At 66.0% G+C, this 25,064-nt stretch carries 15 protein-coding genes; 6 read left to right on the plus strand and 9 right to left on the minus strand.

The genetic code is table 11. The features are described 5' to 3' along the window. The first annotated feature begins 35 nt into the window (after positions 1-35). From BN1120_RS17360 to BN1120_RS17370, 3 genes are read left to right on the plus strand one after another with little or no spacing between them, the layout of a single operon-like run. Positions 36-1,052 carry an amonabactin ABC transporter permease subunit 2 gene (locus tag BN1120_RS17360; RefSeq protein ID WP_010674444.1) on the plus strand — a complete coding sequence of 339 codons (1,017 nt, stop codon included), beginning with the start codon at positions 36-38 and terminating at the stop codon, positions 1,050-1,052. 12 nt (positions 1,053-1,064) lie between these two features. Continuing rightward, positions 1,065-2,114, plus strand: coding sequence for an amonabactin ABC transporter permease subunit 1 (locus BN1120_RS17365; RefSeq protein WP_042017258.1), 1,050 nt, complete (start codon positions 1,065-1,067; stop codon positions 2,112-2,114). Positions 2,115-2,157: 43 nt separating this feature from the next. Beyond that, the gene (locus BN1120_RS17370) at positions 2,158-2,976 is read left to right on the plus strand and encodes an amonabactin ABC transporter ATP-binding protein (protein WP_042017259.1); all 819 of its coding nucleotides are present in this window, start codon (positions 2,158-2,160) and stop codon (positions 2,974-2,976) included. A gap of 89 nt (positions 2,977-3,065) precedes the next feature. Here the strand turns inward: BN1120_RS17370 and BN1120_RS17375 are convergent, their stop codons facing one another. After that, entirely contained in the window at positions 3,066-3,797 is a 732-nt protein-coding gene (locus BN1120_RS17375) for a 4'-phosphopantetheinyl transferase family protein (protein ID WP_042017261.1), read from the minus strand. 185 nt (positions 3,798-3,982) lie between these two features. Here BN1120_RS17375 and BN1120_RS17380 point away from each other — a divergent pair, with 185 nt between their 5' ends. Next, positions 3,983-4,921, plus strand: a complete 939-nt coding sequence (locus tag BN1120_RS17380; protein ID WP_042017262.1) for an ABC transporter substrate-binding protein — start codon at positions 3,983-3,985, stop codon at positions 4,919-4,921. 206 nt (positions 4,922-5,127) lie between these two features. On the opposite strand, the gene amoH is transcribed toward BN1120_RS17380, so the two are convergent. Genes amoH through BN1120_RS17415 form a run of 7 tightly spaced genes read right to left on the minus strand, consistent with a single transcriptional unit; the run spans position 5,128 to position 20,595 of the window. Beyond that, positions 5,128-6,672 (minus strand): amonabactin biosynthesis glycine adenylation protein AmoH, encoded by a 1,545-nt coding sequence (gene amoH, locus BN1120_RS17385; protein ID WP_042017264.1) that lies wholly within the window; start codon positions 6,670-6,672, stop codon positions 5,128-5,130. Next, positions 6,669-12,941: an amonabactin biosynthesis non-ribosomal peptide synthetase AmoG gene (gene amoG, locus BN1120_RS17390; RefSeq protein WP_162183364.1), complete on the minus strand. Its 6,273-nt coding sequence runs from the start codon at positions 12,939-12,941 to the stop codon at positions 6,669-6,671. Before amoG ends, amoH begins: the two co-directional genes overlap by 4 nt. Positions 12,942-12,955: 14 nt before the next feature. After that, entirely contained in the window at positions 12,956-13,705 is a 750-nt protein-coding gene (amoA, locus tag BN1120_RS17395) for an amonabactin biosynthesis protein AmoA (protein ID WP_042017266.1), read from the minus strand. A gap of 20 nt (positions 13,706-13,725) precedes the next feature. Then, positions 13,726-16,815 carry an amonabactin biosynthesis non-ribosomal peptide synthetase AmoF gene (gene amoF, locus BN1120_RS17400; RefSeq protein ID WP_042017267.1) on the minus strand — a complete coding sequence of 1,030 codons (3,090 nt, stop codon included), beginning with the start codon at positions 16,813-16,815 and terminating at the stop codon, positions 13,726-13,728. Beyond that, on the minus strand, positions 16,812-17,723 hold the full coding sequence (gene amoB / locus BN1120_RS17405; protein ID WP_042017268.1) for an amonabactin biosynthesis bifunctional protein AmoB: 912 nt from the start codon (positions 17,721-17,723) through the stop codon (positions 16,812-16,814). The genes amoF and amoB overlap by 4 nt, the downstream gene beginning before the upstream one ends. Positions 17,724-17,740: 17 nt before the next feature. Then, entirely contained in the window at positions 17,741-19,411 is a 1,671-nt protein-coding gene (locus BN1120_RS17410) for a (2,3-dihydroxybenzoyl)adenylate synthase (protein WP_042017269.1), read from the minus strand. Further along, a complete protein-coding gene (locus tag BN1120_RS17415) occupies positions 19,408-20,595 on the minus strand; it encodes an isochorismate synthase (RefSeq protein ID WP_042017270.1) in 1,188 nt (395 codons plus the stop codon). Before BN1120_RS17415 ends, BN1120_RS17410 begins: the two co-directional genes overlap by 4 nt. Positions 20,596-20,915: 320 nt before the next feature. Here BN1120_RS17415 and BN1120_RS17420 point away from each other — a divergent pair, with 320 nt between their 5' ends. Next, positions 20,916-21,467, plus strand: coding sequence for a lipoprotein (locus BN1120_RS17420; protein ID WP_039038906.1), 552 nt, complete (start codon positions 20,916-20,918; stop codon positions 21,465-21,467). A gap of 146 nt (positions 21,468-21,613) precedes the next feature. Further along, positions 21,614-23,614: a hypothetical protein gene (locus tag BN1120_RS17425; protein WP_042017271.1), complete on the plus strand. Its 2,001-nt coding sequence runs from the start codon at positions 21,614-21,616 to the stop codon at positions 23,612-23,614. A 58-nt stretch (positions 23,615-23,672) separates the two neighbouring features. On the opposite strand, the gene glgC is transcribed toward BN1120_RS17425, so the two are convergent. Further along, positions 23,673-24,947: a glucose-1-phosphate adenylyltransferase gene (glgC, locus tag BN1120_RS17430; protein WP_039038908.1), complete on the minus strand. Its 1,275-nt coding sequence runs from the start codon at positions 24,945-24,947 to the stop codon at positions 23,673-23,675. Positions 24,948-25,064 lie beyond the last annotated feature (117 nt).

Here is a 25,064-nt window from a genome sequence, read left to right on the forward strand (position 1 = left end):
GCGTTTCTGCCTCCCCGAATTCAAGGAGTCATTGAGTGCTCAGATACCAAGCTCGGCTGTTCTGGCTCGGCGTGCTGCTCCTCTTCCTGCTGATTTGTCTGTCACTGGCCACCGGGGCCGGTGTCTATGGTGGCCGCGAGGTCGCCGGTTTCCTGATGGGCGATCCCGCCTTCGTGGCCGATGAAAAGCTCGCCATGATAGTCCATACCCTGCGCCTGCCCCGTACCCTGGCAGCCCTGGTGGTGGGGGCATCACTCTCCCTGGCGGCCTCCATGCTGCAAAGTGCCACCCGCAACCCTCTGGCCGAACCCGGCCTGCTCGGGGTCAATGCCGGCGCCGTCTTTGCTCTGGTGATCGGCCTCACCTGGTTTGGCGTCGAATCCGCCTACGGGTATCTGCTCTGGTCCGGCATGGGGGCCCTGCTCGGCAACCTCATCGTGCTGGGCCTCGGCCTCATGGTGGGGCGCTCCAACCCCCTCAAGCTCATCCTGGTAGGGGTCGCCCTCTCCGCCACCTTCGGCGGTCTTTCCAACTTCCTGCTGCTCTCCAACCGGGTGGTGCTGGAGCAGTTCCGCTTCTGGAACTTAGGGTCCCTTGCCGCCTCCAGTCTGGAAGCGGTACTCACCGTGGTCCCCTTCGCCCTGGCCGCCCTGCTGCTGACCCTGGCGCTCTGTCGCCCTCTCACCCTGATGCAGATGGGGGATCACCAGTCCAGGGCCCTCGGCATCCGCCCCACCCGGGTGCGGATCGGCGTGCTCTTGGCCGCAACGCTCTTCACCGCCTGCGCCATCGCCATCGCAGGTCCCATCGGCTTTGTCGGCTTCCTCGCCGCCTACTGCGCCCGCCTGGTGGAGCCGGTTCGCCTCGCCATCCAGGTGCGCTTCTCCGCCCTGTTCGGGGTGCTGTTTCTGCTCGGTGCCGATGTGCTGGCCCGCTGGCTTATCCAGCCCTACGAGCTGCCCAACGGCGTCATTCTGGCGCTCATCGGGGCGCCCGTGCTCATCCTGGTGGTGCGCAGCGGCGGCTTCCGCTCCCTGCTGGCCGTCAAATAAGGTGCCACGCCCATGAAGAACTCTCTCTCACTCCCGAGCGGCACCCTCTGCCTTCGCCTTGGCAGCCACACCCTGTTGCTGCACCGCCGCGCCTGGCTCATCACCCTGGGGCTCCTGGTCGCCCTCACCCTGCTCTCCCTGCTGGCCCTCACCCTGGGTTCCGGCAAGATCACCATGATGGGGGTGATCCAGACCCTGCTCGGGGAGGGAAGCCGACTCGATCAAGTGACCGTCTTCAAGATCCGACTGCCGCGCCTGTTGGCGGTGCTGGTGGCCGGCGCCGCCATGGGACTCTCGGGCTGCCTGGTGCAGACCCTGGTGCGAAACCGCCTCGCCACCCCGGACATGATCGGGGTCAACGAGGGGGCATCCCTGGCCATCATCATCTTCTCCCTCTATCTGACCCTGGGTACCTGGCCCTGGTGGGCCGCCCCCTTCGGCGCCCTGTTTGCCGCCGCCGTGCTCTATGCCCTGTGCAACAAGCCGGGGGAGCAGGGCTACCTGTTCGTGGTGATCGGCATCGGGGTCTCGGAGCTGATGAACGCCCTCGGCCAGTTCGTCATGTCCACCCAGTCCCTGGTGCACCTCACCAGCCTCTATCTGTGGAACATGGGCAACTTCGTCGGTCAGGGCTATGGCACCCTGCTGCCGGTGAGCCTGCTGCTCCTGCTCATCTGCCCCTGGACCGTCTGTCTCTCCCGCTCCCTCGGCGTGCTGCGCCTGGGACCGATCACCGCCCGTACTCTCGGGGTCAACGTGAACCGGGTCCAGCTCGGGGTCCTGGCCCAGGCCATCATCGTCGCAGCCCTTGGCACCGCCATCGGCGGCCCCGTGGTTTTCATCGCCATGGCGGCCCCCATCCTTGCCTCCTGGCTCAGCCGGGATCGCATCGTGCCGCTGTGGATTGCCGCCCTGTGCGGCGCCCTGATGCTGCTCGCCAGCGACACCCTGGTGCGGGTGCTGGCCAGCCCCCACGAGGTGGCCACCGGCATCATGACCCGCATTCTCGGCGGCCTGCTGCTGCTCTTCATCCTGCTCAAAGATCGCCAGAAGGCCGACTGACCATGGCATTCATCCATTTTCAATACAGACCGAGGGCCGCCCGATGACGCTCACCGTGAACCGACTCCAGTTCGGCTACCCGCAAAAGACCATCTTCAAGGAGATCTCCTTCTCCCTCCCCCGGGGCAAACTGGTGGGGATCGTCGGCCCCAACGGCGGCGGCAAATCCACGCTGCTCAAGCTCCTTGCGGGACAGGAGCAACCCCGGTCCGGGGAGATCCTGCTCAAGGAGAAGCCACTCGGTGCCTATGGCGCCAAAGCCCTGGCTCGGGAACTCGCCTATCTGCCCCAACGTCCCCTGGTCCCCCCCGGTATCCTGGTGGAGCAGCTGGTGCAATATGGCCGCCATCCCCATCAGGGCTGGTTCAATCAGTGGAGCGAGGAAGATGCCCGCATGGTGAACTGGGCCCGGGAGCGGATGCAGCTCGATGCCATCTGGCACCAGAGCGCCAGTTCGCTGTCCGGCGGTCAGGCCCAGCGGGTGTGGCTCGCCATGGTGCTGGCACAGGATGCGGACATCATCTTGCTGGACGAGCCCACCAGCGCGCTGGACATCGGCCACCAGACCGAGGTGATGGAGGCCATCCATCGGGTCGCCGCCGAGGGCAAGACGGTGCTTATCGTCATCCACGATCTCGCCACCGCCGCCCGCTACTGCGACGAGCTGATTGCCCTGGGGGATGGCGCCATCCAGGCCATGGGCCCGGCCCGGGAGGTGGTGACCAAGCCCCTCATCGATCGCCTCTACCAGACCGATGTGGACATACTGCACGCCCCCGGCGACGGGGCCCCTGTCATCGTGCCCCGCCGACGCGCTGACGAAGTGCCCCGCCTGCGCGCCGACCATGGCGTGCCGGCCTGAGCCATACCCTGTGCCCAAAAAAGAAACCGCCATCAGGCGGTTTCTTTTTTGGGTTTTGCGCTGACGTTATCCGGGCGCTGGCATCGTGCTCACAGCAGCAAGACGGTGAGCACGCCCCCCGGCAGGGCTTGCCAGTGCAGGGTGCAGCGCCAGCCGGCGGGCAGGGTCGGTGTCAGCGGGCATTTGAGCTCCAGGGTGAGAGTCTGCGCCGTCATGGCGAGCCAGCGGGCATCGAGAAAGTCAAAGTAGCGCCCCACCCGGGAATAGAGCCCCTTGAAGAGGCTCTCCTTGGCGGAAAACACCAGAGTCAGTCCCTCTGCCAGGCTCAGCTGGGCGTCGTGAGCCCCCGCCTCCAGCCGTCCCCACTCCTCCCCATCCATGATGCCGGGCCAAAGCTGCGCCCCTTGGTCGCCATCGAGCCAGGCCTCCAGATCCAGCCCGATTCCCTCCTGGCCCGGACGCACCGCACACAGGGCCACCCCCTCTCCCGCCAGCCGGCTGTGGCTGATGCTCCCCTCCACCCCTTCAGGCCAGAGTGGCTCCCGGGCCGCTCCGATGGCCACGCTGCATCCTGCAAGACCGAAGGGACGCAGGGCCTCACGGGCTGCGAGACGCCCTGCCAGAAACTCCCCGAGGCGCTTGGGGGCAGCCCCCTGCAATGAAGCAGGCAGGATGATGCCCTGGGCCCCAAAGCACTCCGGCGAGAAGGCGGCGGGCTCAAAACAGACCCGATGCAGAAGCAGCGTCTCAAGACCCGGCAGGTACAAGGTATCGAATTGACGGACAAAGGATCCATCGAGTGAGGGACAACGAGGCAACATGCAAGGCTCCTGACAGGGGCCTGCGATGGTACCAAAGCAAGCCGAGGTCATGCCACAAATACAAATGACAACGCTTCTCACTTGCTTTGTGGTAGCATGTCCCCGCCCATTCGGGGCTGGCCGGGCGGCTCTCAGGCACTTTCCACAGACTCCGGCCCACCGATTTCACCCATAAGGATGTCACCATGAAGATCTTCTCCCCGCTGGCCACCTTGCTCATGCTGGCCAGCCTGACGGGCTTCCAGGCCCAGGCGGGCAGCCGCCAGGTCATCGATGCCAACGGCCAGCCCCAGAGCGTCCCCGATGCGCCCCGGCGGGTCGTCGTGTTGAGCGAACTCGATCTCGACAGCGCCCTGACTCTGGGGGTGCAGCCGGTGGGCACCGTCAATGGGCGCGGCCAGTCCACCCTGCCCCGCTATCTGCTGGACAAGGCGGGCAAGGAGATCGCCGTGGTCGGGGATCTGGACAACCCCAATCTGGAGACCCTCATCGATCTGGAGCCGGACCTCATCCTCACCGGCCAGACCAAGCCCGAGCTCCTGGCCCTGCTCAAGGAGATCGCCCCCACCGTCGTCACCGGCAACTGGGGCGAGCCCTGGAAAACCGTATTCGGTCGCAGCGCCGACGCGATGAACCGGGGGGCCGAGGCCAAGGCGTTCCTCACCCGGTATGAGGCCCGCCTGGCAGAGGCCCGCAGCAAGCTTGCCCAGCATCAGGGGGAACAGATGAGCATAGTGCGCTGGAACCCCAAGGGGCCGAGCTACATGCACGGCGGCACCTTTGCCAGCAGCGTGGTCACCGAGATGGGGCTCACCCGCCCCTCCCACCAGATTGGCGACAAGAGCCCCCACTCCCCGGCCCTGAGCCTCGAATCCCTCAACCTGCTGGACGGTGACTGGCTGGTGATCGGCACCCTCAGCACCAGCGGGGATGCGGTGGATGCCATGAAGCAGGCCGAGCAGACCCCGGCCTTCCAGCAGCTCGGCGCCATCAAGGGCAAGCGCTTCGGCGCCGTCGACGGGTCGCTCTGGACCTCCACCGGCGGCCCCCAGGCGGCCCTCAAGGTGATCGACGACGTCGAGCGCCTGCTCACCAAACCGGATGCCGCCCCCATCGCTCACTAAGCCCCCTCGGTTTACAGCCAACAAGAAGCCCGCATGATGCGGGCTTCTTTTTTATCCATCGCTCTTACCATCCGGCAAGACAGCTTACTCGTGCAAAGGCAACGCCTTTCTGTCGAGCTTGCCACTGCCGGTCTTGGGCAGGGCATCCAGCAAGAGGATCCGTGCCAGCACCCTGTTATTGAGGCATCGAGCCTGCAAGCCCTTTGTCACCCCGGTAATGGCAGCGCCTTTCTGTCGAGCTTGCCGCTGCCGGTCTTGGGCAGGGCATCCAGCAGGATGAGCCGCGCCGGCACCATGTAGTGAGGCAGCGTCGCCTGCAGCCCCTTGCGCAGGGCGAGGCGATTGAGAGTCACCCCGCTTTTCGCCTCCACGTAACCCACCAGCATGGCCTCGTCCCCCTCGCCCACCAGACGCACCGCCGCCTCCTGCACCCCGGCCTGGCGGCGCAGTCCCGCCTCCACCTCGCCGAGCTCGATGCGAAAACCCCGCAGCTTGATCTGATCGTCGCGTCGTCCCAGATAGAGGAAGCGGTCCGCCCCAAGGAGGCGCACCCGATCGCCAGTGCGATAGAGGCGATGGGTGGCAAGGCGCAGGAAGGCGGCGCTGGTCAAGGCCGGCTTGCGCCAGTACCCCTCGCACAGGGCCGGGCTCTCGATGCAGAGCTCGCCGCACTCCCCCTCTGCCACCGGCTGCCCCGCCTCGTCCAGCACCCAGTGACGATAGCCGGGCAGGCTGTGGCTGATGGTGATCTGCCCGCCAACCGGCGGCCAGCGCACCTCGCTCACCAGGGACCAGACGGTGGCCTCGGTCGGCCCGTAGCAGTTCCACAGCCGCCGGGTGCGGGCACAGAGCTGCTCGGCCAGACCTGGGTCCAGCGCCTCGCCGCCGCACAGGGCGGTGAGGGTATTGCGCCCCTGCCAGCCAGCCTTGAGCAACATACGCCAGCAGGCCGGGGTGGCCTGCAGCCAGTTGATGGAGGAGTCGGCCTCGAGCAAGGCCTGCATCCCCAGGGGATCCTTGTTGTGCTCACCGCCAGCCACCGTCAGCCGGCCACCGCCCCAGAGCGGCCCCAGCATCTCCAGCAGTGAGATGTCGAAAGCCGGAGTGGTGATGAAGAGCCAGTGGCAGCCAGGTGAAAGCCCGAGCCGCTCGCGGATCCCGTCGAGGAAGCAGAGCAGGGCCCGCCGGCTGATGACCACCCCCTTGGGCTCGCCGGTGGAACCCGAGGTGAACATCATGTAGGCAGCCAGGGCATCATCCACCTGGGGCCAGGAGACGGGCCCTGCATCTGCCGGCCCGTCGAGAGTGCGCAGCGGACAGCCGAAGGCGGGAGCCGGCCTGTCGCCGTCGCAGATCACCGCCGACAGGCGCGCCTGGCGGGCGATCCCCTGCAGCCGCTCCACCGGAAAATCCGGCTCAAGGGGCACGAAGGTGAGGCCAAGGCGCAGGCAGGCCAGCAGGCTGGCCACCAGATCGGGGCTGCGGGAGAGATAGAGGCCGACCCGCTCCCCCACCGCCAGCCCCTGCAATCGGGCGGCAATCTCGCCGACCCTGACATTGAGCGCGCCGTAGCTGAGCCACTGCTCATCTGATCCGCCCTCACTGATGCCCTCCCCGCCCATACGGATGGCGGGGGCCAGCGGACTGGCGGCCAGACAGGCGGCCAGCCGCGCACCCAGGTTGGCCGCCCCCTCACGGGGGGCTGGCCGGGTTTGCACGAGCGGAGCCTCATGCTTGATGGTCACTGTCATAGTGCGGCCTCCGTTTGGCGCACCAGCCAGTGCCGATAGAGCCGGCTGGGGGATGGATGGGCCTTGAGGGTCTGCAGGCTGAGCGGCGCCCGCTCCTGGCCAAACGCCTCGTTGAGGGCCGCCAGCAGGGCGAGCTGCTGCACCGAATCCACCCCGAGTTCACACAAGGTCTGCTGCCAGATGCCGGGCACGCCACACTGGCGCTCCCACAGAGCCACCAGCACGCGGGCCTCGGCCGGCGGCTGAGCCAGACCGGGCTCCGTCCTGGTGGCGGCCACCTGCGGCATCACCGGGGGCAGTGCCGTCGCCACTCTGGCCGGTTGGCTCAGATCCGTCTGCGCCAGCCAGTCGAGCTCGGCCAGCCAGTCAGCCAGCACCGCCTCGGCCCGGGCCTCGGGGATCTGCTCGCCATCGAACTCGAGGCGCAGCTGGAGCGTCTCGCCCCGACTGCTGACCACCAAGGAGAGAGGAAGCTCCACCTTCTCCACCACGGCGCCAAAGCGCGGCACCAGTTGGTGGGGTTCGGGGGCGGCAGGGGCCGCCGGCATGGGGTAGTTCTCGAACACGAACAGGCTCTGGAACAGGCGCGACCGGCCTTTGGTCAGTGCCGCCAGCGACTGGGTGCCGTGCTCATTGAGCGCCATCAGATCGGCCTGCAACCGGGCGATATGCTCGGCCAGGGTCAGCTCGGTGCGCCACGCCAGGGCCAGTGGCAGGCTGTTGATATAGAGCCCGACGCTCGCGGTGATCCCCTCGATGGGGTAATCCCGGCCCGGGGTCACGTTGCCCACCAGGGTGACGGCATCGTCAGAGCGGCGTGCCAGCAGACGGTGCCAGGCATATTGGGCCAACAGGCCTGCGGTCACGCCCAGGTCGCGGGCACGATGGGCGAGCAAGGTCGCCACCTCGACCGGCAACGCCGTGGCGCACACCGCCGGCCGCTGCTGGGTATGGCGCCCGCTTGAGGCTGCGTCCAGCGTCACCCCGAACAGGCAGGCGAGATCGTTGGGTTTGGCCAAGAGCTCGCCACGGCCCTGCCAGTAAGCCTCGGCGCTGCGGGCTTGGCTGGCGATATGGCCGCCAAATTCGAGCCAGGCGGTATCCGGCTCGCCCTGCGGCAACAGGCCGTTCATCAGCGCCTGATAGGCGCGATGCAAGGAACCCAGCAACACGGGGCCGCTCCAGCCATCCAGCACGCCGTGATGGGCGCTGAAGATCACCTTGTGGTGATCGGGAGCCAATTTGAAGCAGGCAAGGCGCAGCAGGGGGGCCTGCTCGAGCGGGATCGGGCGGGCCAGATCCTGCTCCCGGTAGGCCTGGATCCGTGCCTCTGCATTTCCCACCTCGGACAAGTCCTCATAGTGGAATGGCAACTCGGCATGCTTGAGGATGCGCTGCAGCGCCACCCCGTCAGCCAGTACCAGTTCGCTGCGAAGGGCCGGCCAGCGAGCGATCTCCCCCTGCCAGGCCTGACGGTAGACCGCCACGTCCAGCGGCTGGCGATAGTCCATCTCGGTCTGCAGGTGATAGGCGTGATCTCGGGGCAGCAGCGCCCTGTGATGGAACATGCTCTGCTGAAGCGAGGTCATGGGCAGCAGGGTCTCCACCTCACGCCCGCTCAGCACCCGATCGAGCGCGGCTTGCGAGAGGCCAAGCCCCGGGAAGTCGCTCGGGGTGTGGCGCGGAGCCTTCACCGTGCAGCAGTGCTCCACCAGCGCCGTCAGGTTGTCCGCCAGCCGCGCCATCAGGGCGTCGCTCGCCTGCTGGTTGAGGGCGCCCACCTGGCGCAGGGTGAGACGGCCATCAAACACGCCCCCATGCAGGCTGACCAGCTCCCGCGGCAGGTTGTCAAGGGACGTGGGTGCCCCCGGCGCCAGCGGCAGGGGCTGCCAGGGTTGAGCGGCCTCGCCCTGATGACTGACCCCCAGGTAGTTGAAGACGATCAGGGCTTCGGGCAGTGCCCAGCCTCGTGGGTGGTGCAGTCGCAGGGCGTTGAAGCCCACCCCCTTGTCCGGCACGGCGCGCAGCTGCTCCTTGGTGGCGCAGACCAGCGCATCCCACTCCCTGGCATCCACCAGCGCCAGCGGGTAGGTGCTGGTAAACCAGCCGAGGGTACGGCTCACGTCGAGTTCAGCATCGATGACCTCACGGCCGTGCCCTTCCAGCATCACGCAGTGACGGCTGCCGTAACCCTGCTCGCTCAGGGTACGGGTCAGGGCCGCCAGCAACAGGTCGGGCACCCGGGTGAAGTAGGCCTGGTTGGCGGCGTCGATGAGCCGAGCCGTGGTCTCCTGACTCAGTTGCAGCAGGCTGGCGGCGGCGCGGCCATCGATGGCGCGCGCAGCGATCAGCAGGTGACCCTGGCTGCCTTCCCCCTGCGCCAACCAGAAGCCAAGCTGATCCTCTTCCCGTTTGGCGTAGGCCGCCAGCCCCTCGCCCCACTGGCGATAGCTGCTGCCCTTGGCGGGCAGTGGCTCGCCCCTGCTCACCCGAGCCAGATCCTCGGCCAGAATGCGCCAGGAGACCGCATCGATGACCAGGTGATGGAAGGCGAGGAAGAGCCCCTCCACCGTCTCGCCCTCCCGCTCACCTTCCAGAGAGAGATTGCGCAGGCGGGCCCAGGCCAGGGTGTGGCCGCTGGCGGGGTCGAAATCTCCCTGCAGCTCGGTCAGGCGGGCTTGCAGTTCGGCCTCATCGAGATTGGCGGCATCCAGGGTCGGCAGCGGCGGCAATGGCAGTTCGGCCAGGTAGCGCTGGCCGGTCGGGGTCACCGCCAGACGCAGGGCATCGTGGTGCTGGCGCAACGCATCCAGCCAGCCGCGCAGGGCCTCATCGTCCACCCCGGCCGGCAGGCGCAGGATCACCCCCTGGTTCCAGTGACCGGACTTGGCAAAGCCCTGCTCGAAGAACCAGTGCTGAATGGGGTGGAGCGGGAACTCGCCGGTCAAACTGCCCTGCTCGCTCCTGTGGCTGACCGCCTGCTGCTGGCCGAGCTGGCGGCAGAGGCGGCGCACCGTCTTGGCTTCGAACACGTCCTTCACGCTGCAGTGCAGTCCCGCATCCCGCAACCGGGTGGTGAGCTGGATGCTGAGGATGGAGTCACCGCCCAGGCGGAAGAAGTCATCCTCCACCCCGAGCGGTTGCTTGAGCACCCCTTGCCAGATGGCAAGCACTGTCTGCTCCAGCTCGTTTTGCGGCTCGCCCTTGCCCTGCTGCCAGACGATGGCGGGCAGACGGCGCAAGTCCAGCTTGCCGTTGGGGGTGAGCGGCATCTCGGACAGCCAGCACAGGCGCGCCGGCACCATGTATTCGGGCAGGCACTCGCCGGCCCGCTGCAGCAGGGCATCGCCGTCGGGCTCCCTTGCCCCGGCCTGCAAACAGGCGTAAGCGAGCAGGCGCCCCTCCTGCACCACCACCTTGATCTGGCGAATGGCCGGGCACAATTCGGCAAGCCGGGTCTCTATCTCCCCCGGCTCGATGCGATAGCCGCGCAGCTTGATCTGCTCGTCTATCCGGCCCAGATACTGGATGTTGCCATCACGGCGCAGCAGGGCCCGATCGCCGGTGCGATAGAGGCGATGGGTACGTTCCTCATTTGTTGCATCAAAGGCCAGCTCGATAAAGGCCTCCTGGGTACGTTCCGGCAGATTGAGGTAGCCGCGGGCCAGCCCCAGCCCCGCCAGGCAGAGCTCGCCGGGCACCCCCACCGGGCAGAGGTTGCCCGCCTCGTCCAGGATCAGTGCCTTCAGGTTGTTGACCGGTCGACCTATGGTGATGGGCACCCCCGGGGTGAGCCGTGCGCAGAGCGCGGTGACGGTGCACTCGGTCGGGCCGTACATGTTGAAGAGGGCCACCCGCTCCCCCCAGCGCTCCACCAGGCTGCTCGGGCACGCCTCGCCGCCAAAGCCGATGGCCTTGAGGGAACCGAGATCCGTCGGTGGCAGCAGGTTCGCCAGCAGGGCGGTCGGCAAAATCATATGGCTGGCACCGCAAGCGATCGCGGCACTGATCACCCCCTCGCCCTGCTCGCCGAAGTGCAGGGCCGCGCCGCAGTACAGGGGCAGCAAGGCGGTCATGTTGCCCGCATCGAACGAGAGGGACATGCAGTTGAACATGGCTCCATTCTGATCAAGGGCGATGCGCTCGCCGTGATCCGCCATCAGGTTGACCAGGCTGCCCTGCTCCACCATGACCCCCTTGGGCAGGCCGGTGCTGCCGGAGGTGTAGATGATCTGGGCCAGCATGGCGGCGTCCCGAGGCAGTGCAGGCGTGCTGGTTGGCATCTTGTCCAGCGCCAGCCCGTGCAGATCGTGATACTCGGCCGTCGTGCCCGCCAGAGCCTCGCCAAGCCGCGGGTCCGGCACGCCGCCCAGCACCAGGCTGATGGATGCATCGCCTAAGATATGGGCCAGCCGCTCGGCGGGATAGGCAGGATCCAGCGGCACATAGGCCGCCCCCGCCTTCCAGCAGGCGAGCAGGGCGATGACGAAGGCCACATCGCGTCTGGCCTGGATGCCGATGGCTGCGCCCGGGGTGACGCCGCGAGCCTGCAGCCAGTGGGCCAGCCGGTTGGCTCGCACCTCCAGCTCGCCATAGGTCAACGATTGCACACCGTCGCTCACCGCCAACGCGTCCGGGCACTTCCCAGCGCGCCGCTCGATATGACAGAGCAGGGTGTCGCGGCTCGGGTAATCCGGCGGCAGGTCGGCAAGCTCGGCGGCCAGCGCGGCTTGGTCGGTGCCCGCCTCCAGCGGCAGTTGCCAGATGTCGGTCTCGGGGGCCGCCACCACGGCGCGCATCAGGTGCAGCAGGCGATCGGCATAAGCCTGGATGGTCTCTCGCTCGAACAGGGCGGTGGCAAACAGCCAGTCCACCCTGACGGAGTCCATCAGCTCGGTCACCTTGACCGAGATGTCGGTCTTGGCCGGCAGCACAGGCGAGGTCTCCTCCACCAGCTGGCAGCCGGGGATGAGATCGTTGAAGTCCACCTTGGCCTGATAGACCAGCATGATCTGGAAGATGGGGTTGATGGCGGTAGTGCGATCGGCGCCGATGGCCTCGGCCAGCGCCTCGAAGCGGTAGAGCTGGTGATCGAAGGCCGCCAGATCCTCCTCCCGGCACTGCTGCAGATAGTCGACAAAGCTGGGCTTGCCGCTGAGTTGAGTGCGCAGCACCAGCGTATTGACGAAAAAGCCCACCAGCGACTCGATCTCGTGACGCTCGCGATAGGCGAGCGGGGTGCCGATGACCACCTCCTTCTCGCCGCTCTGGCGCACCATCAGCAGGGCGAACAGGGCGTGCAGACCGATGAAGTTGGAGGTGCTGTGCCGTTGGCAGAGGCGCTTGAAGCTCTCCCACAGCTCATTGTCGATGGTGGAGAAGACCAGCTCGCCGCCACTGTCCTGATGGGCCGGGCGCGGCTTGTCGAGCGGCAGACCGTGTACCTCGGGGCTGCCACCGAGCCGGTCGACCCAGAACGGCTTGAACTCGGCGTGATAATCGAGAAAACGCGGCGAGTTGAACCAGCGGGCATAGTCGATGTAGGTGAGCGGCAGCTCGCTCACCTGCAAGGGCTCGCGGTTCTGATGGGCAAGAAAGGCGCGCTTGAGATCCGCAAACATGTTCTTGACCGACCAGCCGTCGGAGATGATGTGGTGCTGGGTGATCAGCAGCACGTGCTCGCGGCTGCCCAGCCGAATAAGATGCACTCGGCTGAGCTCCCCCTGGGTCAGGGAGAAGGGGCGTCCAATCTCCTCGCGCACCCGGCGAGCCACATAGGCCTCGCGCTCGGCAATGGCCTCTGCGCTCACGTCCTCAAGCTGCAGCTTGAAGGGCACGTGGGGCAGGATCTCCTGGGCACCCCTGCCCGCCTCGTCCTTGATGAAGCGGGTACGCATGCTGGGGTGGCGGGCAAACAGGTGGTCGAAGGCAAACTCCAGTGCCGCCGTGTCCAGCTCTCCCTTGACGCGAAAATAGACCGGCATGTTGTAGAGGTGGGAGGCCTCCTCGTACTGCTCGATAAACCAGAGCCCGCTCTGGGATGACGAGAGCGAGCCCTGCCGGGCGCCCTCGGCGGCGATAGGTTCTTCGAAAGCGGCACGGGCCGCCAGGCAACGCACCAGCTCATCCTTGTGGGCCTTGATGGTGGCGCCGATGGCCGGCGTCACCGCCTCCTTGCTCGACTGGGAGATAAGCTGGCCCTTGTCGTTCAGCGCCAGCTTGACTCCCTGCCGTTCCAGCTGTTTCAACAGCAAAATCATATTGTTCATCTGTTTCTCAAGCCTCAGGCACTCAGGGTGGCGCCGCCGTCGACGACCAGATCCTGCAGCGTGATGTGGCTGGCCAGATCCGAGGCCAGGAAGAGGACGGTATGGGCGATCTCCGCCGGGGTGGCGACCTTGCGCAGGGGGATGCCGAGCTTGAACTGCTCAGGCAACCCGGCAATGGTGCGGGCCATGGCCTCCTCGCTTGACAGCATGCCGCGCAGCATGGGGGTATCCGTCGAGCCCGGCGACACCAGATTGGCACGCACGCCGAAGGGGGCCAGCTCCAGCCCCACCGTCTGGGTCAGGCTGGTGACCGCCGCCTTGGAGGCACAATAGGCCGCCATCTGCATGCGCGGCACATGGGCGGCGTTGGAGCCGATGGTGACGATGGCACCGCGCCGCTGCCCCTTGAAGTGGGGCACCAGGGCCCGCAGCAGATAGAAGACACCGCTGGCGTTGACCGTCATGCAGTCGTGCCAGTCGTCATCGCTTAAGGTTTCGGTGGGGCCGAGACGCAGTACCCCGGCCCCGTTCACCAGCACATCGAGCCCGCCGTCCGCCAGCAGCGCTGCGCAGCAGGCGTTGACCGCCTTAGAATCGCCAATATCGAGCAGCCGGGTGGCATAGGGGTAGCCTGCATCGGGAAACGCCAGATCCAGCCCCACCACGGTGGCGCCGGCCGCCACGAACTGCGTCGCCACCTCGCGGCCGATGCCGCGCCCGGCCCCGGTCACCCAGACCCGCTTGCCAGTAAAATCAAAGGCCATTGCTTGTTGCTCCTTGCTCATCACCACACCATCTCCACGCTCTCTTCGTCCTCGGCAAGCAGGCCGTCGAGGAAACGGCAGAAGTCGTCGAGGCGCGGGTGATCGAACACGTCGGAGACCTTGACCTGCACCCCGAACTCGGCGCCGAGCCGGTTGACTATCTGGATGGTCTGCAGGGACTGGCCCCCCAGTTCGAAGAAGTTGTCCGTGGGCGCCATGGTGGCGAGCCCCAGGATCTGCTGCCAGATGGCGCCGACCCGGTTCTCGGTCTCGCTGCCCAGGGTCAGGGCTTCGCCGCCCGCCTGGTAGGCGGCCAGCAGGGCCTTGCGATCCAGCTTGTTGGAGCCGGTGCGGGGCAGCTGGTCATAGTGGCGATAGTCGGTGGGGATCATGGCTGCGGGCAACACCTTGGCCAGTTGCCCCTTGATGACCCGGCTGTCGCGCTCCGCCCCCGCCACGAAGGCCACCAGCCGGTGCACGCTGCCGATGCTCACCCCCTGCACGCACGCCTCGTCCACCCCCGGCAGGGCCAGCAGTTGGGCCTCCACCTCACCGGGCTGGATGCGATAGCCGCTTATCTTGAACTCGTTGTCGCGCCGACCCAGATAGACCAGCCGGCCATCCACCAGGCGCACCCGATCGCCGGTGCGATAGACGGGCATCTGCTCCGCGCCAACCCGCAGGGTGCCAAAGCTCCCTTGCACGCCCCCCACATAGCCGTTGGCCAGCTGCGGGCCGAGCAGCACCAGCTCGCCTTCCTTGGCGGGTTGCTCCCCCGCCCCCAGGATGAGCGCCTGCATGCCGGGCAGCGGCAGGCCGATGGGCAACTGGGCCTGGCTCGGGTCTTCCTGTTGCAGCTCCTGAGTGGTCACCACCACGGTCGTTTCGGTGGGGCCGTAGGTGTTGAACAGGCGCACATCGTTGCGGCCCTGACGCTGCCACTGGGCCAGCTGCTCGGGGTAGACCGCCTCGCCGCCGATGATGACGGTAGCCAGATTGGCAGGAATGTGGGCCTGACCCGCCGTCAGCGCCACCACCCACTCGTTCCAGAACGCGGTGGGCAGGTCGAGGTGGGTGATCCCCATCTGCTCCACCCCGGCCGCAAAGGCGGGCATGGATTCGAGCAGGGCGTCGGTGCGCAGTACTAGGGTGGCGCCGGCGCTCAAGGTGGCGAACACCTCCTCGATGCTGGCGTCGAAGTTGAAGGGGGCGAATTGCAGCATCCGCGCCTCTTCATCCAGGTGATAACGGCAGCGGGCGGCGGCGGCGAAGTGATCCAGCGCGCCGTGGCTCACCGCCACCCCTTTGGGCAGACCGGTCGAGCCCGAGGTGAACATCAGGTAGGCGACGGCGCGGCCGGCGGCCGGCTGGTTCAAGCGGTTATCGCTCACCAGATCCCCCGCCAGGAGGGTACGCCCCTCAAACAGGCTGGCCAGCTTGTGACGGTACTCGGCCTGGGTGATCAGGGTCTTGACCTCCCCCAGCCGCAGGATATGGCCCTGACGCTCCAGGGGCTGCTCGGGGTCGAGCGGCACGTAGACGGCGCCCGCCAAGAGCACCGCCAGCTGGGCGAAGATGGCCTGGGGGGTGCGGGCCAGCATGACCCCCACCTTGTCGCCGGGGACGACGCCTTCGGCCTGCAGGGCGGCCGCCATCTGTTCGGCCCTGGCCAGCAGCGCCTCGTAGCTGAAGCGGGCCTCTCCCTGCTCCAGCGCAACCTTGTCCGGGGTCTGGGCGGCGAAGTGGCAGAGCGCCTCCAGCACCGGCCGCACCTGGAGAGCTTCATCGGCGGGGCCGGCGATCAGGGCGCTGGCCCGCTGCTCTGCCAGCCAGTCGGCCTTGAGGGTTCCCAGAGTCCGGGCGGGCTCGGCCAGCCAACGTCCCAGCAGGGCAAACAGGGTATCGGCGATGACCGCCAGATCGGCCTGCTGGTAGCAGCCGGGGTTGGCGTCCAGATCCAGGCGTGGTTGGCCATCGACGCCGACCTGTACCTCGATGGTGAGATCCTCCACCGGGCCGGCGCTGATGTTGAGAATATGGGCAGATAGCGGCCCGAAGCGGCGAGCGTGATCGAACGGCATGATGTTGACCAGCGGGCCGAACAGGCGTTTGTCGCCCCCCACCAGGCCAAGGTCGCGGCGCAACAGCTCGTAGCGGTAGTGCTGGTGTTTGCGCACCCCGCGCTTGGCCTTGGCCACGGCGCCGGCGGCTCCCGCCAGATCCAGTTCTTCACCCAGTGTCAGCGCCAGCGGGGTAATGTTCATCTGCATGCAGGGCACGGTCAACGATGCCGAGCCGATGCGGTTCATCATCATCAGGCCGAGCAGGGTCTTTTCCTGACCGCTGGCAAGGGACAACTGGGCAGAGATACCGGCCAGCAGCAGATCGGGCCAGCCCAGTTTGTGCTCGTCGGCAAAGCCGGTCAGGGATTGCCAGAACGCCGCCGGCAGTGGGCGGCTCTCGCGGATAAATTCGGCCGCGATGGGGGCACGGGTCTCGCCAAAGGACTTCACCTCGGGCCAGCCTTGCAGCTGCTCCTGCCAGAAGGCGCAGGCGGCGGCGTTCTTGCCGCTCTGCTCGCGGCTCGCCTCTTCCGCCAGCACCTCCGCCAACGAACCGAAGGGGGATGGGGAGTTCATCTCACCGGCCAGCCCCTCTGCATACAGCTCGGCGATGCGCTGGAACAGCAAGGTGGTGCCAAAGCCGTCGAGGGCGATGTGGTGCACGCAGCTGTAGAGATAATCGCGGCCGGGGCCGCGCAACAGGGCGAAGCGGCAGGGCGCCTCTTGGGTCAGCTCGAACGGGCGGCGCAGATCGGCCCAGGCCCAGGCGCGGGCCAGCGCCTCGTCATCGCGCTCAAGGGAGACCTCTTCATAGGCCAGGGGCAGCTCGGCCGGAACGAAGCAGACCGCCTCCTTATCGTCTTCGAAGTGGCCCTTGAGTGCCTCGCACTCCCCCACTGCCTTGGCAAGGGCCGCGGCCAGCACTACCGCCTCGACCTTGCCGTCGAAGGCGATGCACTCGGCGGTGTTGAACATCGCCTTGTCGTCGTTGAGCAGATGTCCGGACCAGAGCCCCTGCTGGGGGATGGTCAAGGGGAAGCGGTTCATGGGGTCACCTCCAGGGCCTGGGCTGCCAGCCTGGCCTCGATGAGGCGCCACCAACCGTTGAGGGTCGGCAGCTTGGCGAGATCCACGAAGCCCAGCTCCACCCCGGCGGCGCGCCACTCGGTGAGCAGGGCCATGATCCGCACCGAATCCAGACCGTAGTCGATGAGGTTCTCGTCGGGGTCAAACTCATCTTCGTCCTCGTCGATATGACTCAGCAGCCGCGCCTTGAGCCCCTCATACGTCAGCAACGGATTGGTGGGCTGGGCGGCAGAAGCGGAAGCCGGGGCAAGGGCCAGCACCTCCTCGCAGCGGATCACCTTGCCGCAACGGGTCGCCACGTAGTCGAGCGCCATCTGGTGGTCGGCCAGGGAGAAGTCCGCCACCCCGTCCGCCAGGAAGAAGGGCTGGATGTCGCGCATGAAGGCGTCGCAGGCGGTCATCATGCAGCCAATATGGCCGTAGATGCCGCCGATGATCAGCTGATCCCGTCCCAGCGCTTTGAGCATCTGCTCCAGCTCGGAGCGCTGGAAGGCGCTGTAACGCCACTTGACCAGCACGGTGTCGTCACGCTCCGGGCGCAGCGCTGCCACCACCTGCTGTTGCTCGGGCCGCTTGTTGAGCCCCGGGCCCCACATGTCGCTCAGCAGGGCGCGATCTTCAGGGGATTGATCCTTGGGCTGGGCGGTGTAGAAGACCGGGATGCCGAGGGCCTTGCACTGCTTGCGCACGGCGGCCAGCTGCTCGGTGAGCGCCGCAATCAGCGGGCTGTTTTCGCCATAGAAGGCGGTGAAGTACTCCTGCATGTCGTGGATCAGCAGGGCTGCGCGCTTGGGATCCAGAGACCAGTCGACCTTGTTGGCCTTCCACTGGCTGGGCATGGCGTAATTGTTCAGGGTTGGGATAGCCATAACGTCATGATTCCTTACTAGTTTTTATGCTGTAGAGGCTGGTTGGCGGCGATGGCGTGCGCAATGCGCGCCCGCAGCCCCTGCTTGTCAATCTTGCCCACCGCCGTCATGGGCAGGGCGTCCAGAGTTTCGAAACGGTCGGGCAGCTTGAAATCCGCCACTCCGCGCTCGCGCAGAAACTTGCGCAAGGCCAGCGGCTTCAAGGCGGGATCCGTGCTGACGATGAAGGCGCAGCTCTTCTCCCCCATGGCGCTGTCAGGCATGGAGACCAGGGCCGCATGGGTAATGGCCGGATGGTGCAGCAGCTGGTTTTCCACCTCTTCCGCCGCGATCTTCTCGCCGCCCCGGTTGATCTGATCCTTCTGCCGCCCCACCACGGTGAGGTAACCATCGGCATCCTGTACCACCAGATCGCCGGAGCAGTAGAAACCCTCGGCATCGAACACCCGGGCGTTGTGGGCCGGGCTCTGGTAGTAGCCGCGGAAGGTATAGGGGCCGCGGGTGTGCAGGGCGCCAGGCTCGCCGGGGGCAACCGGATTGCCCGCCTCATCGAGGATGCGCACCTCGTCGTCCGGGCTCATGGGGCGGCCCTGGGTGTGAATGACCTTCTCGTCGGGATCAGAGAGCCGGGTGTAGTTGACCAGCCCTTCCGCCATGCCGAACACCTGCTGTAGCCGGCAGCCGAGCAGCGGCCCAATCTTGCTGGCCACCGCCTCCCCCAGCTTGGCGCCACCCACTTGCAGCAAGTCGAGGCTCTCGAGCTGAGTGCGCGCTGTGGGATCCGCTTCCGCGGCCTGCAGCCAGAGCGAGACCGCCGGCGGCACCAGCGAGGTGAGATTGACCCGGTGGCGGGCGATCAGCGGGAAGCAGCTGATGGGGCTGGGATCGGGGGCGAGCACCACAGTGCCGCCCGCCTCGAATACCCCGAGGGCACCCGGGGAGCTCAGGGGAAAGTTGTGGGGTGCCGGCAGGGCGCACAGATAGCGGGTATGGGAGCCGAGGCCACAGATCTCATTGCTGCGGCGCACGCTGTAGTAATAGTCGTCATGGGTGCGCGGGATAAGCTTGGGAGTGCCGGTGCTGCCGCCGGAGAGCTGGAAGAAGGCCACCTCGTTCGCCGGGGTCGGGGCAAAAGAAACGGATGGGGAGCTCCCCTCATCCCCCTCGCAAAGCCAGCGGGTCAGCCCCAACTCTCCTGCGTCGCCATCCAGCAGCACCAGTTCGGCGCCGATGCTTGCCAGCAGCTCGCTCTCGCGACCCTTGCTCGCAAACTGCGGGTGGGTCAGCGAGCCGATAAAGAGGCGGGGCCGGATCTGCTCGGCGTAAGAGGCCAGCTCCAGCCGGTTGTGGCTAAAGAGCGCGTTGACCGGCGCGATGCCGGCCTTGAGCAGGGCAAAGAACACCAGATAGAACTCGGCCACGTTGGGGAGCTGCACCAGCGCGGTATCCCCCACCCCCAGGCCGTGGCGGGCCAGATTCGCGGCCAGCCGGCTCGAGGCGGCGTCCAGCTCACGATAACTGAAGCGGCGCTCGCCGCAGAGGATGGCCTCGGCGTCGGGGGCCAGCTCGCACTGACGCGCCAGCATGGCGGTCAGCGGCTCGCCGCGCCAATAGCCCTTGGCGCGGTACAGCTGGGCCAACTCTTCGGGCCAGCGGGTATAGGGCAGGAAGCGGTTGGTATCGCTCATTGCGCCACCTCCAAATCCAGGCCCAGTGCCTTGAGCATGGTGCCCAGCTTGGTGCCGGTCTCGGCCCACTCCATGGCGGGATCCGAGCCCGCGACGATACCGGCGCCAGCAAACAGCTCGACCTGATGGCCATCGAGCACGCCGCAGCGGATCACCACAGCCCACTCGCCGTTGCCCTGGCTGTCGCACCAACCAACGATGCCGCTGAACAGGGCTCGCCGGAAGGGCTCCTGCTCGCGGATGAACTGGCGGGCCAGATCAGTGGGATAGCCGCACAGGGCCGGGGTGGGATGAAGCTGGCAGGCCAAGGAGAGCACCGATGCCTCACCGCCGTGCAGCCGGCCGGCGATGGGGGTGCCCAGATGCCAGAGGGTATCCGTGCTCATCAGCGAGGGGCTGGACGGTATCGCCAGCTCGCGGCAGTGGGGGGTCAGCACCCGGCGGATCTCGTCGATCACCAACTTGTGTTCATGCTGATCCTTGCGAGAAGCCAGCAGCTCCCGGGCCACCATTTCGTCTTGCGCCGGCTCGCTCACCCGTCTGGCGGATCCCGCCAGCGGATGGGTGAACACCTCTCCCCCGCTGACCCGCAGCAGCAGCTCGGGGCTTGCGCCCAGCAGGCGGCGGTCCTGGCCGAGCGGCAGGGAGAAGTGGAAGGCATGGGGATTCTGGGCCATCAAACGGGCCATCACCTGCGTAGGGTCGGCGGGCTGGTGCAGGGTAAGGGTGAGTTTGCGCGACAACACCACCTTCGACAGCCGACCTTGTGCAAACGCATCCAGCGCCGCGCTGACCGAGGCCTGGAATTCGCTGGCCGGCGGGGTGCTCTGCACCGAGATGACCCGGTTGGCCTCGACGGCCTGCTCGGCCGCGGTCACCGATGGCGGCTCTTTCGGGGCCAGTTTATCGCCCCGCTTATAGCGGCCGGGCACATAGAGGCAGGAAGCCTCTGCCGGGTCGAACGCAAAAGCACCGATCAGCAGAGGGTTGGTCTGGCCGGCAGCCCTGGCGGCATCGAGGGCCAGGGTTATCTGCTGTGCCAGCAGGGGCCACTCGCAGGCGGGGGTGGTGATGGGTTGCCCCAGGTCAGTGGCACTGATCGTGCCCTGACCCGAGGTAAACAAGAAATCAGGCGACATCTTCGCCTCGGCAGGTGTGCCATTGTCCATTACTCGAGTCTTCACGTAACACCCTCAAAGAAGATTCAAAATGATAATGATTATCAATTTGACTTTGTGCGGCGGTAAAATACTCGCTTTGAAATCGCGGGGTCAATGGGATTTTGCATCGCTAAAACAGGAGCTTGTCTGTGGGTATGTCGGGGATGACGCCAGGACGGGCCTGCTGGCGGTGAAGGGAAACAGCTACTCGAATGAAAACGGATTGCCATCCCCATATGGGGGATGCGACAGAAACCGGTCAGGGCGGCCCCACTGGCGGCCAACCCGCTTTGCCTCTAAGATGGCGCCACCTCTTGTGACAGCCCCGAAAATGGAACCCTCCCATGTTGAAACACCTGCTTCTGCTTCCCTTCGCCCTGCTGCTGGCGGCCTGCTCGCTGACCCAGTACAGTGTCAGCGAAGGGGAGATCAACCAGTACCTCAAGGAGCGAGTCGCCTTCGAGAAACAGCTGGGGATCCCCGGCATCATGTCGAGCAAGATCCGACTCGATGACATGCAAAGCCGCATCGGCCGCAGCCAGGCCGACAAGGTCGAGCTGGATGCCGCCGGCGAGCTGCAGGTGGCGAGCCCCCTTGGCAGCCAGCAGATGAAGATCCGCCTCTCCCTGCGGGCACGCCCGGACTATGTGGCCGAGCAGGGCGCCATCTATCTGCGCGATCTCGAATTGCTCTCCGTCAAGACCGAGCCGGCGGACGTGGGCACCGCCCTCTCCCCGCTCTTGCCCACCTTCAACCAGTCCCTCTCTCTGTTCCTCTCACAGACCCCCGTCTACCGGCTCGATGGCAGCCGCCAGAACGAGGCGCGGATCAAGGAGAAGGTCGAGGCCCTCAAGGTGGAGCCGGGCCGACTGGTCATCCCCTTCAAACTGATGTGACACCTGCCGCCGCGCCCCTCCTCTTCACCCCACCGGGGCGCGGTTTTTTTCTTCTCAAGCCCCGCCCTTTGCCCCATAATGCACACCATTCTCATTTAGATTCATGAGAAGCGTCATAATAAAATCAACAATATGGTGAGAAGGACATGAGAAAAACCGTACTGGTGCAGGCGATCGCCTGCGCACTCCTCAGCAGCGCCGCACAGGCTGCCGTCAAGGTGGAGGACAAGACGTTCAACACCGCCGCCAACATGCTGGCCTACACCGAATTCGAGCTCTCCGGCGAGCCGCTGGCCGAGGCCCTCGGTCTGGATCTGGATGTGCTGGACGCCAACCGCGCCGACGAGCCGACCCCGTTCGACTTCGCCGCCGGCATCGAATCCTATGAATACTCCGAAGAGGCAATGTACGCCCTCAACTACCAGTCCGGCATGGGCCCCCATCTGGTAAACGGGCCGCAAAACCAGGCCCGTGGCGGCACCCTGGCCGACCTGGGCAAACGGGTACTGGCCATGGCCGAGGCCGTCGGCTTCCCCGCCGATGAAATTCCCCAGGGCATGTATCCCCTCTCCCTGCCCTACGCCTCCGCCAACCCGGAGTTCGCCCAGGCCGTAAACGCCACCCCGGTCAACGGTGACCAGATCACCATCAAGACCGCCAAGGGCAACGAGAAGAGCGTCAAGACCCAGGTCCCCGCCTACTTCCGCGACTACGCCACCCTGCGCTGGAGCGGCAGTGACAACCTGCTGGTCCCGGCCGCCGTGGGCGGCATCTTGCTCAAGGAAGTGATGTGGTCCCAGGATTTCCTGGGGGGCATGCACGTAGCCGAGACCGATGAAGAGGTGGAAGCCGCGTCCGCCACCATGGATCAGGACGGCAAGCACAAGCTGGGGGTTTCTGCCGCCGACGGCTTCAACGGCATGATGCTGACCGAGCAGTCCATCGACAAGCTCGCCATCCTGCAAGGTCAGCTCGGCTTTGACGGCAAGACCCTGGGCGCCAAAATCACCCCGCAGTACGATCCGGCCAAGGGGGTTGTCTACTTCCCTCATCAGGTGAAAGTGACCGAGACCAGCAAGAATGACGCCGGTGCCATCGGCAAGCTGGAGGTCGTGGACGGCACCGCCCAGTTGCGCGACGCCTGGATGCTGCTGTGGCCCCTCTCCGAGTTCTACGCCTTCAGCGATCAGCGCACGGCCAACACCAACCAGAACCCGGCCTTCCACGCCGTGTTTGACGGTGCCCCGTTCGCCGCCTCTCCGGCTGCCAACCAGACCAACGATCTGGGCAAGGCGGTGGCGGGCAGCGATGCCTTCTCCCTGGCCCTGAACCTCTCCAACCTCACCTTCAAGAACCTGCTGGCCCTGCACTTCGAGCCCAAGGCTGGCACCCTGGTCGACAGCTGGCAGGCTGGCAAACAGGCCGGGCACGTCACCACCTTCGACGCCGCCTACGCCCTGGTCGCCCTGCAGATCTTCCAGCGCGCCCAGGATGCGCTGCCGGTGGGTTACGCCGCCGGTGACAATGGCGAGCTGAACCTCAAGACCCCGCAGGGTGAGCAGGCGATCGCACTGGTCCGCAAGCAGGCCGATTTCATCCTCGCCAACCTCAAGGGCAAGAACGGCCTGGTCCATGACGGTCTGACCCTGGGCGGCAAGCTTGACGCCGGTCAGTCCATCGACGCGCAGTTCGCCGCCATACGCGGCCTGACCGCCGCCTTCCTGGCCACCTCGGATGCCAAGTACCGCACGGCGGCGCGCGAGCTCTTCATCGCCGCCGACAAGGCCTACTTCAATGCCAAGGCCGGAACCTGGCTCGCCGGCAAGCAGGGTGAATACACCCCCTGGACCCAGGCCGCCATCTCCGGCGCCCTGCGCTCTGCCATGCTGAACCTGCGCAACGAAGGGGCCGAGAAGGCACCCGAGCTGGAGCTGGCACAGCTGACCCAGCGCTACGTGAGCTGGTTCCGCGGCACCGTCAACGGCGGCATGCAGATGGCCGAGTGGGTCGGCGACTCCGGCGAGAACGTCATCGAGGGTACCGGCAGCGACACCGACGAAGATGGCGTCCCGCAAGTGACCGCCGCCGGTGGCAAGCATGGCACCGCCATGGTGATGGCCGGCAAGGCCCTGGTCAGCGAGAAATAAATCGACCACCAATAGAAAGGGAGCCCAGGGCTCCCTTTTTTTGTCTGTGTCGACGAGGTTAGCCGAGCTTGGCCAGCATCGGCTTGGTCACCAGCACGATGCCCTGCTCGGAGCGGTAGAAGCGGCGTGCATCCTCGTCCGCGTTCTCCCCCACCACCAGGCCGTCTGGCAGCTTGCACCCCTTGTCCACCACCACCCGGCGCAAGCGGCAACCAGCCCCGATCTCGACCCCTGGGAAGATCACCGCCTGGTCCAGGGTACAGAAGGAGTGTACCCGCACGTTGGTGAACAGCACCGAGTTGAGCACGAAGGAGCCGCTCACGATGGAGCCCCCCGCGAACATGGAGTTGATGGTCATGCCGTGCTGGCCGTTTCTGTCCTGCACGAACTTGGCCGGGGGCGACATGTTCTGGCTGGTCCAGATGGGCCAGTTCTCGTCATAGATGTCGAGCTCGGGCACCACGGAGGCAAGGTCCATGTTCGCCTCCCAGAACGAATCCAGGGTCCCCACGTCGCGCCAGTAGGGTTTTTGCCCCTCCTTGGCCCCGACACAGGACATGTTGAACGGGTGGGCAAAGGCCTTGCCCTCCCCCACGATGCGCGGGATCACGTCCATGCCGAAGTCGTGCTTGGACTCCTGGTTGTGGATGTCCTCTTCCAGCAACTGGTAGAGGTACTCCGCCTCGAAGATGTAGATGCCCATGGAGGCCAGCGAGCGATCCTCGCAGCCCGGCATGGCGGGCGGATTGGCCGGTTTCTCCACGAAGGCGCGGATCTTGCGTTGCTCGTCGATGTCCATCACGCCGAAAGCCGATGCCTCGCAGCGCGGTACCTCGATACAGGCCACCGTCACCTTGGCACCGAGGCGCACGTGATCGAGCAGCATGGCGGCATAGTCCATCTTGTAGATGTGATCCCCTGCCAGCACCACGATGTACTTGGGACCGTAGTCACGGATGATGTCGACGTTCTGGTAGATGGCGTCTGCGGTGCCGCGATACCAATGCACCTCGTCCACCCGCTGCTGGGCGGGCAGCAAGTCGATGAACTCGTTCATCTGGTAGCGCAGGAAAGACCAGCCCGATTGCAGGTGGCGCAACAGGCTGTGGGACTTGTACTGGGTCACCACACCCACCCGGCGGATGCCGGAGTTGATGCAGTTGGAGAGCACGAAGTCGATGATACGGAATTTGCCGCCAAAGTGGACGGCGGGCTTGGCGCGGTTATCGGTCAACTGCTTCAGGCGGCTGCCCCGTCCCCCTGCGAGCACCAAGGCCATACTCTGATTCAATAGTTGCCGTGCTTTGGCGGTGTCTACGGGTTCTAGCAACATATCTACCTCTGCTCTGTTGGGGCTGTTTTCAACCCATCTTCGCTTTTTTTACAGACCATGAAAGTGTTTTCACTCACATTTAGTTGCATTCCGCCGGCGCTTTATCGTGGAGTTGCG

Origin of the sequence: Aeromonas caviae (assembly GCF_000819785.1) — a bacterium.
Taxonomy (GTDB): Bacteria; Pseudomonadota; Gammaproteobacteria; order Enterobacterales; family Aeromonadaceae; genus Aeromonas; species Aeromonas caviae.

Coding starts and splice junctions, on each gene's coding strand:
- amoA (WP_042017266.1), bottom strand. CDS start 13,705: ATGGCCTTTGATTTTACTGGCAAGCGGGTCTGGGTGACCGGGGCCGGG.
- amoF (WP_042017267.1), bottom strand. CDS start 16,815: ATGAACCGCTTCCCCTTGACCATCCCCCAGCAGGGGCTCTGGTCCGGA.
- amoG (WP_162183364.1), bottom strand. CDS start 12,941: ATGAACAATATGATTTTGCTGTTGAAACAGCTGGAACGGCAGGGAGTC.
- BN1120_RS17365 (WP_042017258.1), top strand. CDS start 1,065: ATGAAGAACTCTCTCTCACTCCCGAGCGGCACCCTCTGCCTTCGCCTT.
- amoB (WP_042017268.1), bottom strand. CDS start 17,723: ATGGCTATCCCAACCCTGAACAATTACGCCATGCCCAGCCAGTGGAAG.
- glgC (WP_039038908.1), bottom strand. CDS start 24,947: ATGTTGCTAGAACCCGTAGACACCGCCAAAGCACGGCAACTATTGAAT.
- amoH (WP_042017264.1), bottom strand. CDS start 6,672: ATGACAGTGACCATCAAGCATGAGGCTCCGCTCGTGCAAACCCGGCCA.
- BN1120_RS17425 (WP_042017271.1), top strand. CDS start 21,614: ATGAGAAAAACCGTACTGGTGCAGGCGATCGCCTGCGCACTCCTCAGC.
- BN1120_RS17420 (WP_039038906.1), top strand. CDS start 20,916: ATGTTGAAACACCTGCTTCTGCTTCCCTTCGCCCTGCTGCTGGCGGCC.
- BN1120_RS17375 (WP_042017261.1), bottom strand. CDS start 3,797: ATGTTGCCTCGTTGTCCCTCACTCGATGGATCCTTTGTCCGTCAATTC.
- BN1120_RS17410 (WP_042017269.1), bottom strand. CDS start 19,411: ATGAGCGATACCAACCGCTTCCTGCCCTATACCCGCTGGCCCGAAGAG.
- BN1120_RS17380 (WP_042017262.1), top strand. CDS start 3,983: ATGAAGATCTTCTCCCCGCTGGCCACCTTGCTCATGCTGGCCAGCCTG.
- BN1120_RS17370 (WP_042017259.1), top strand. CDS start 2,158: ATGACGCTCACCGTGAACCGACTCCAGTTCGGCTACCCGCAAAAGACC.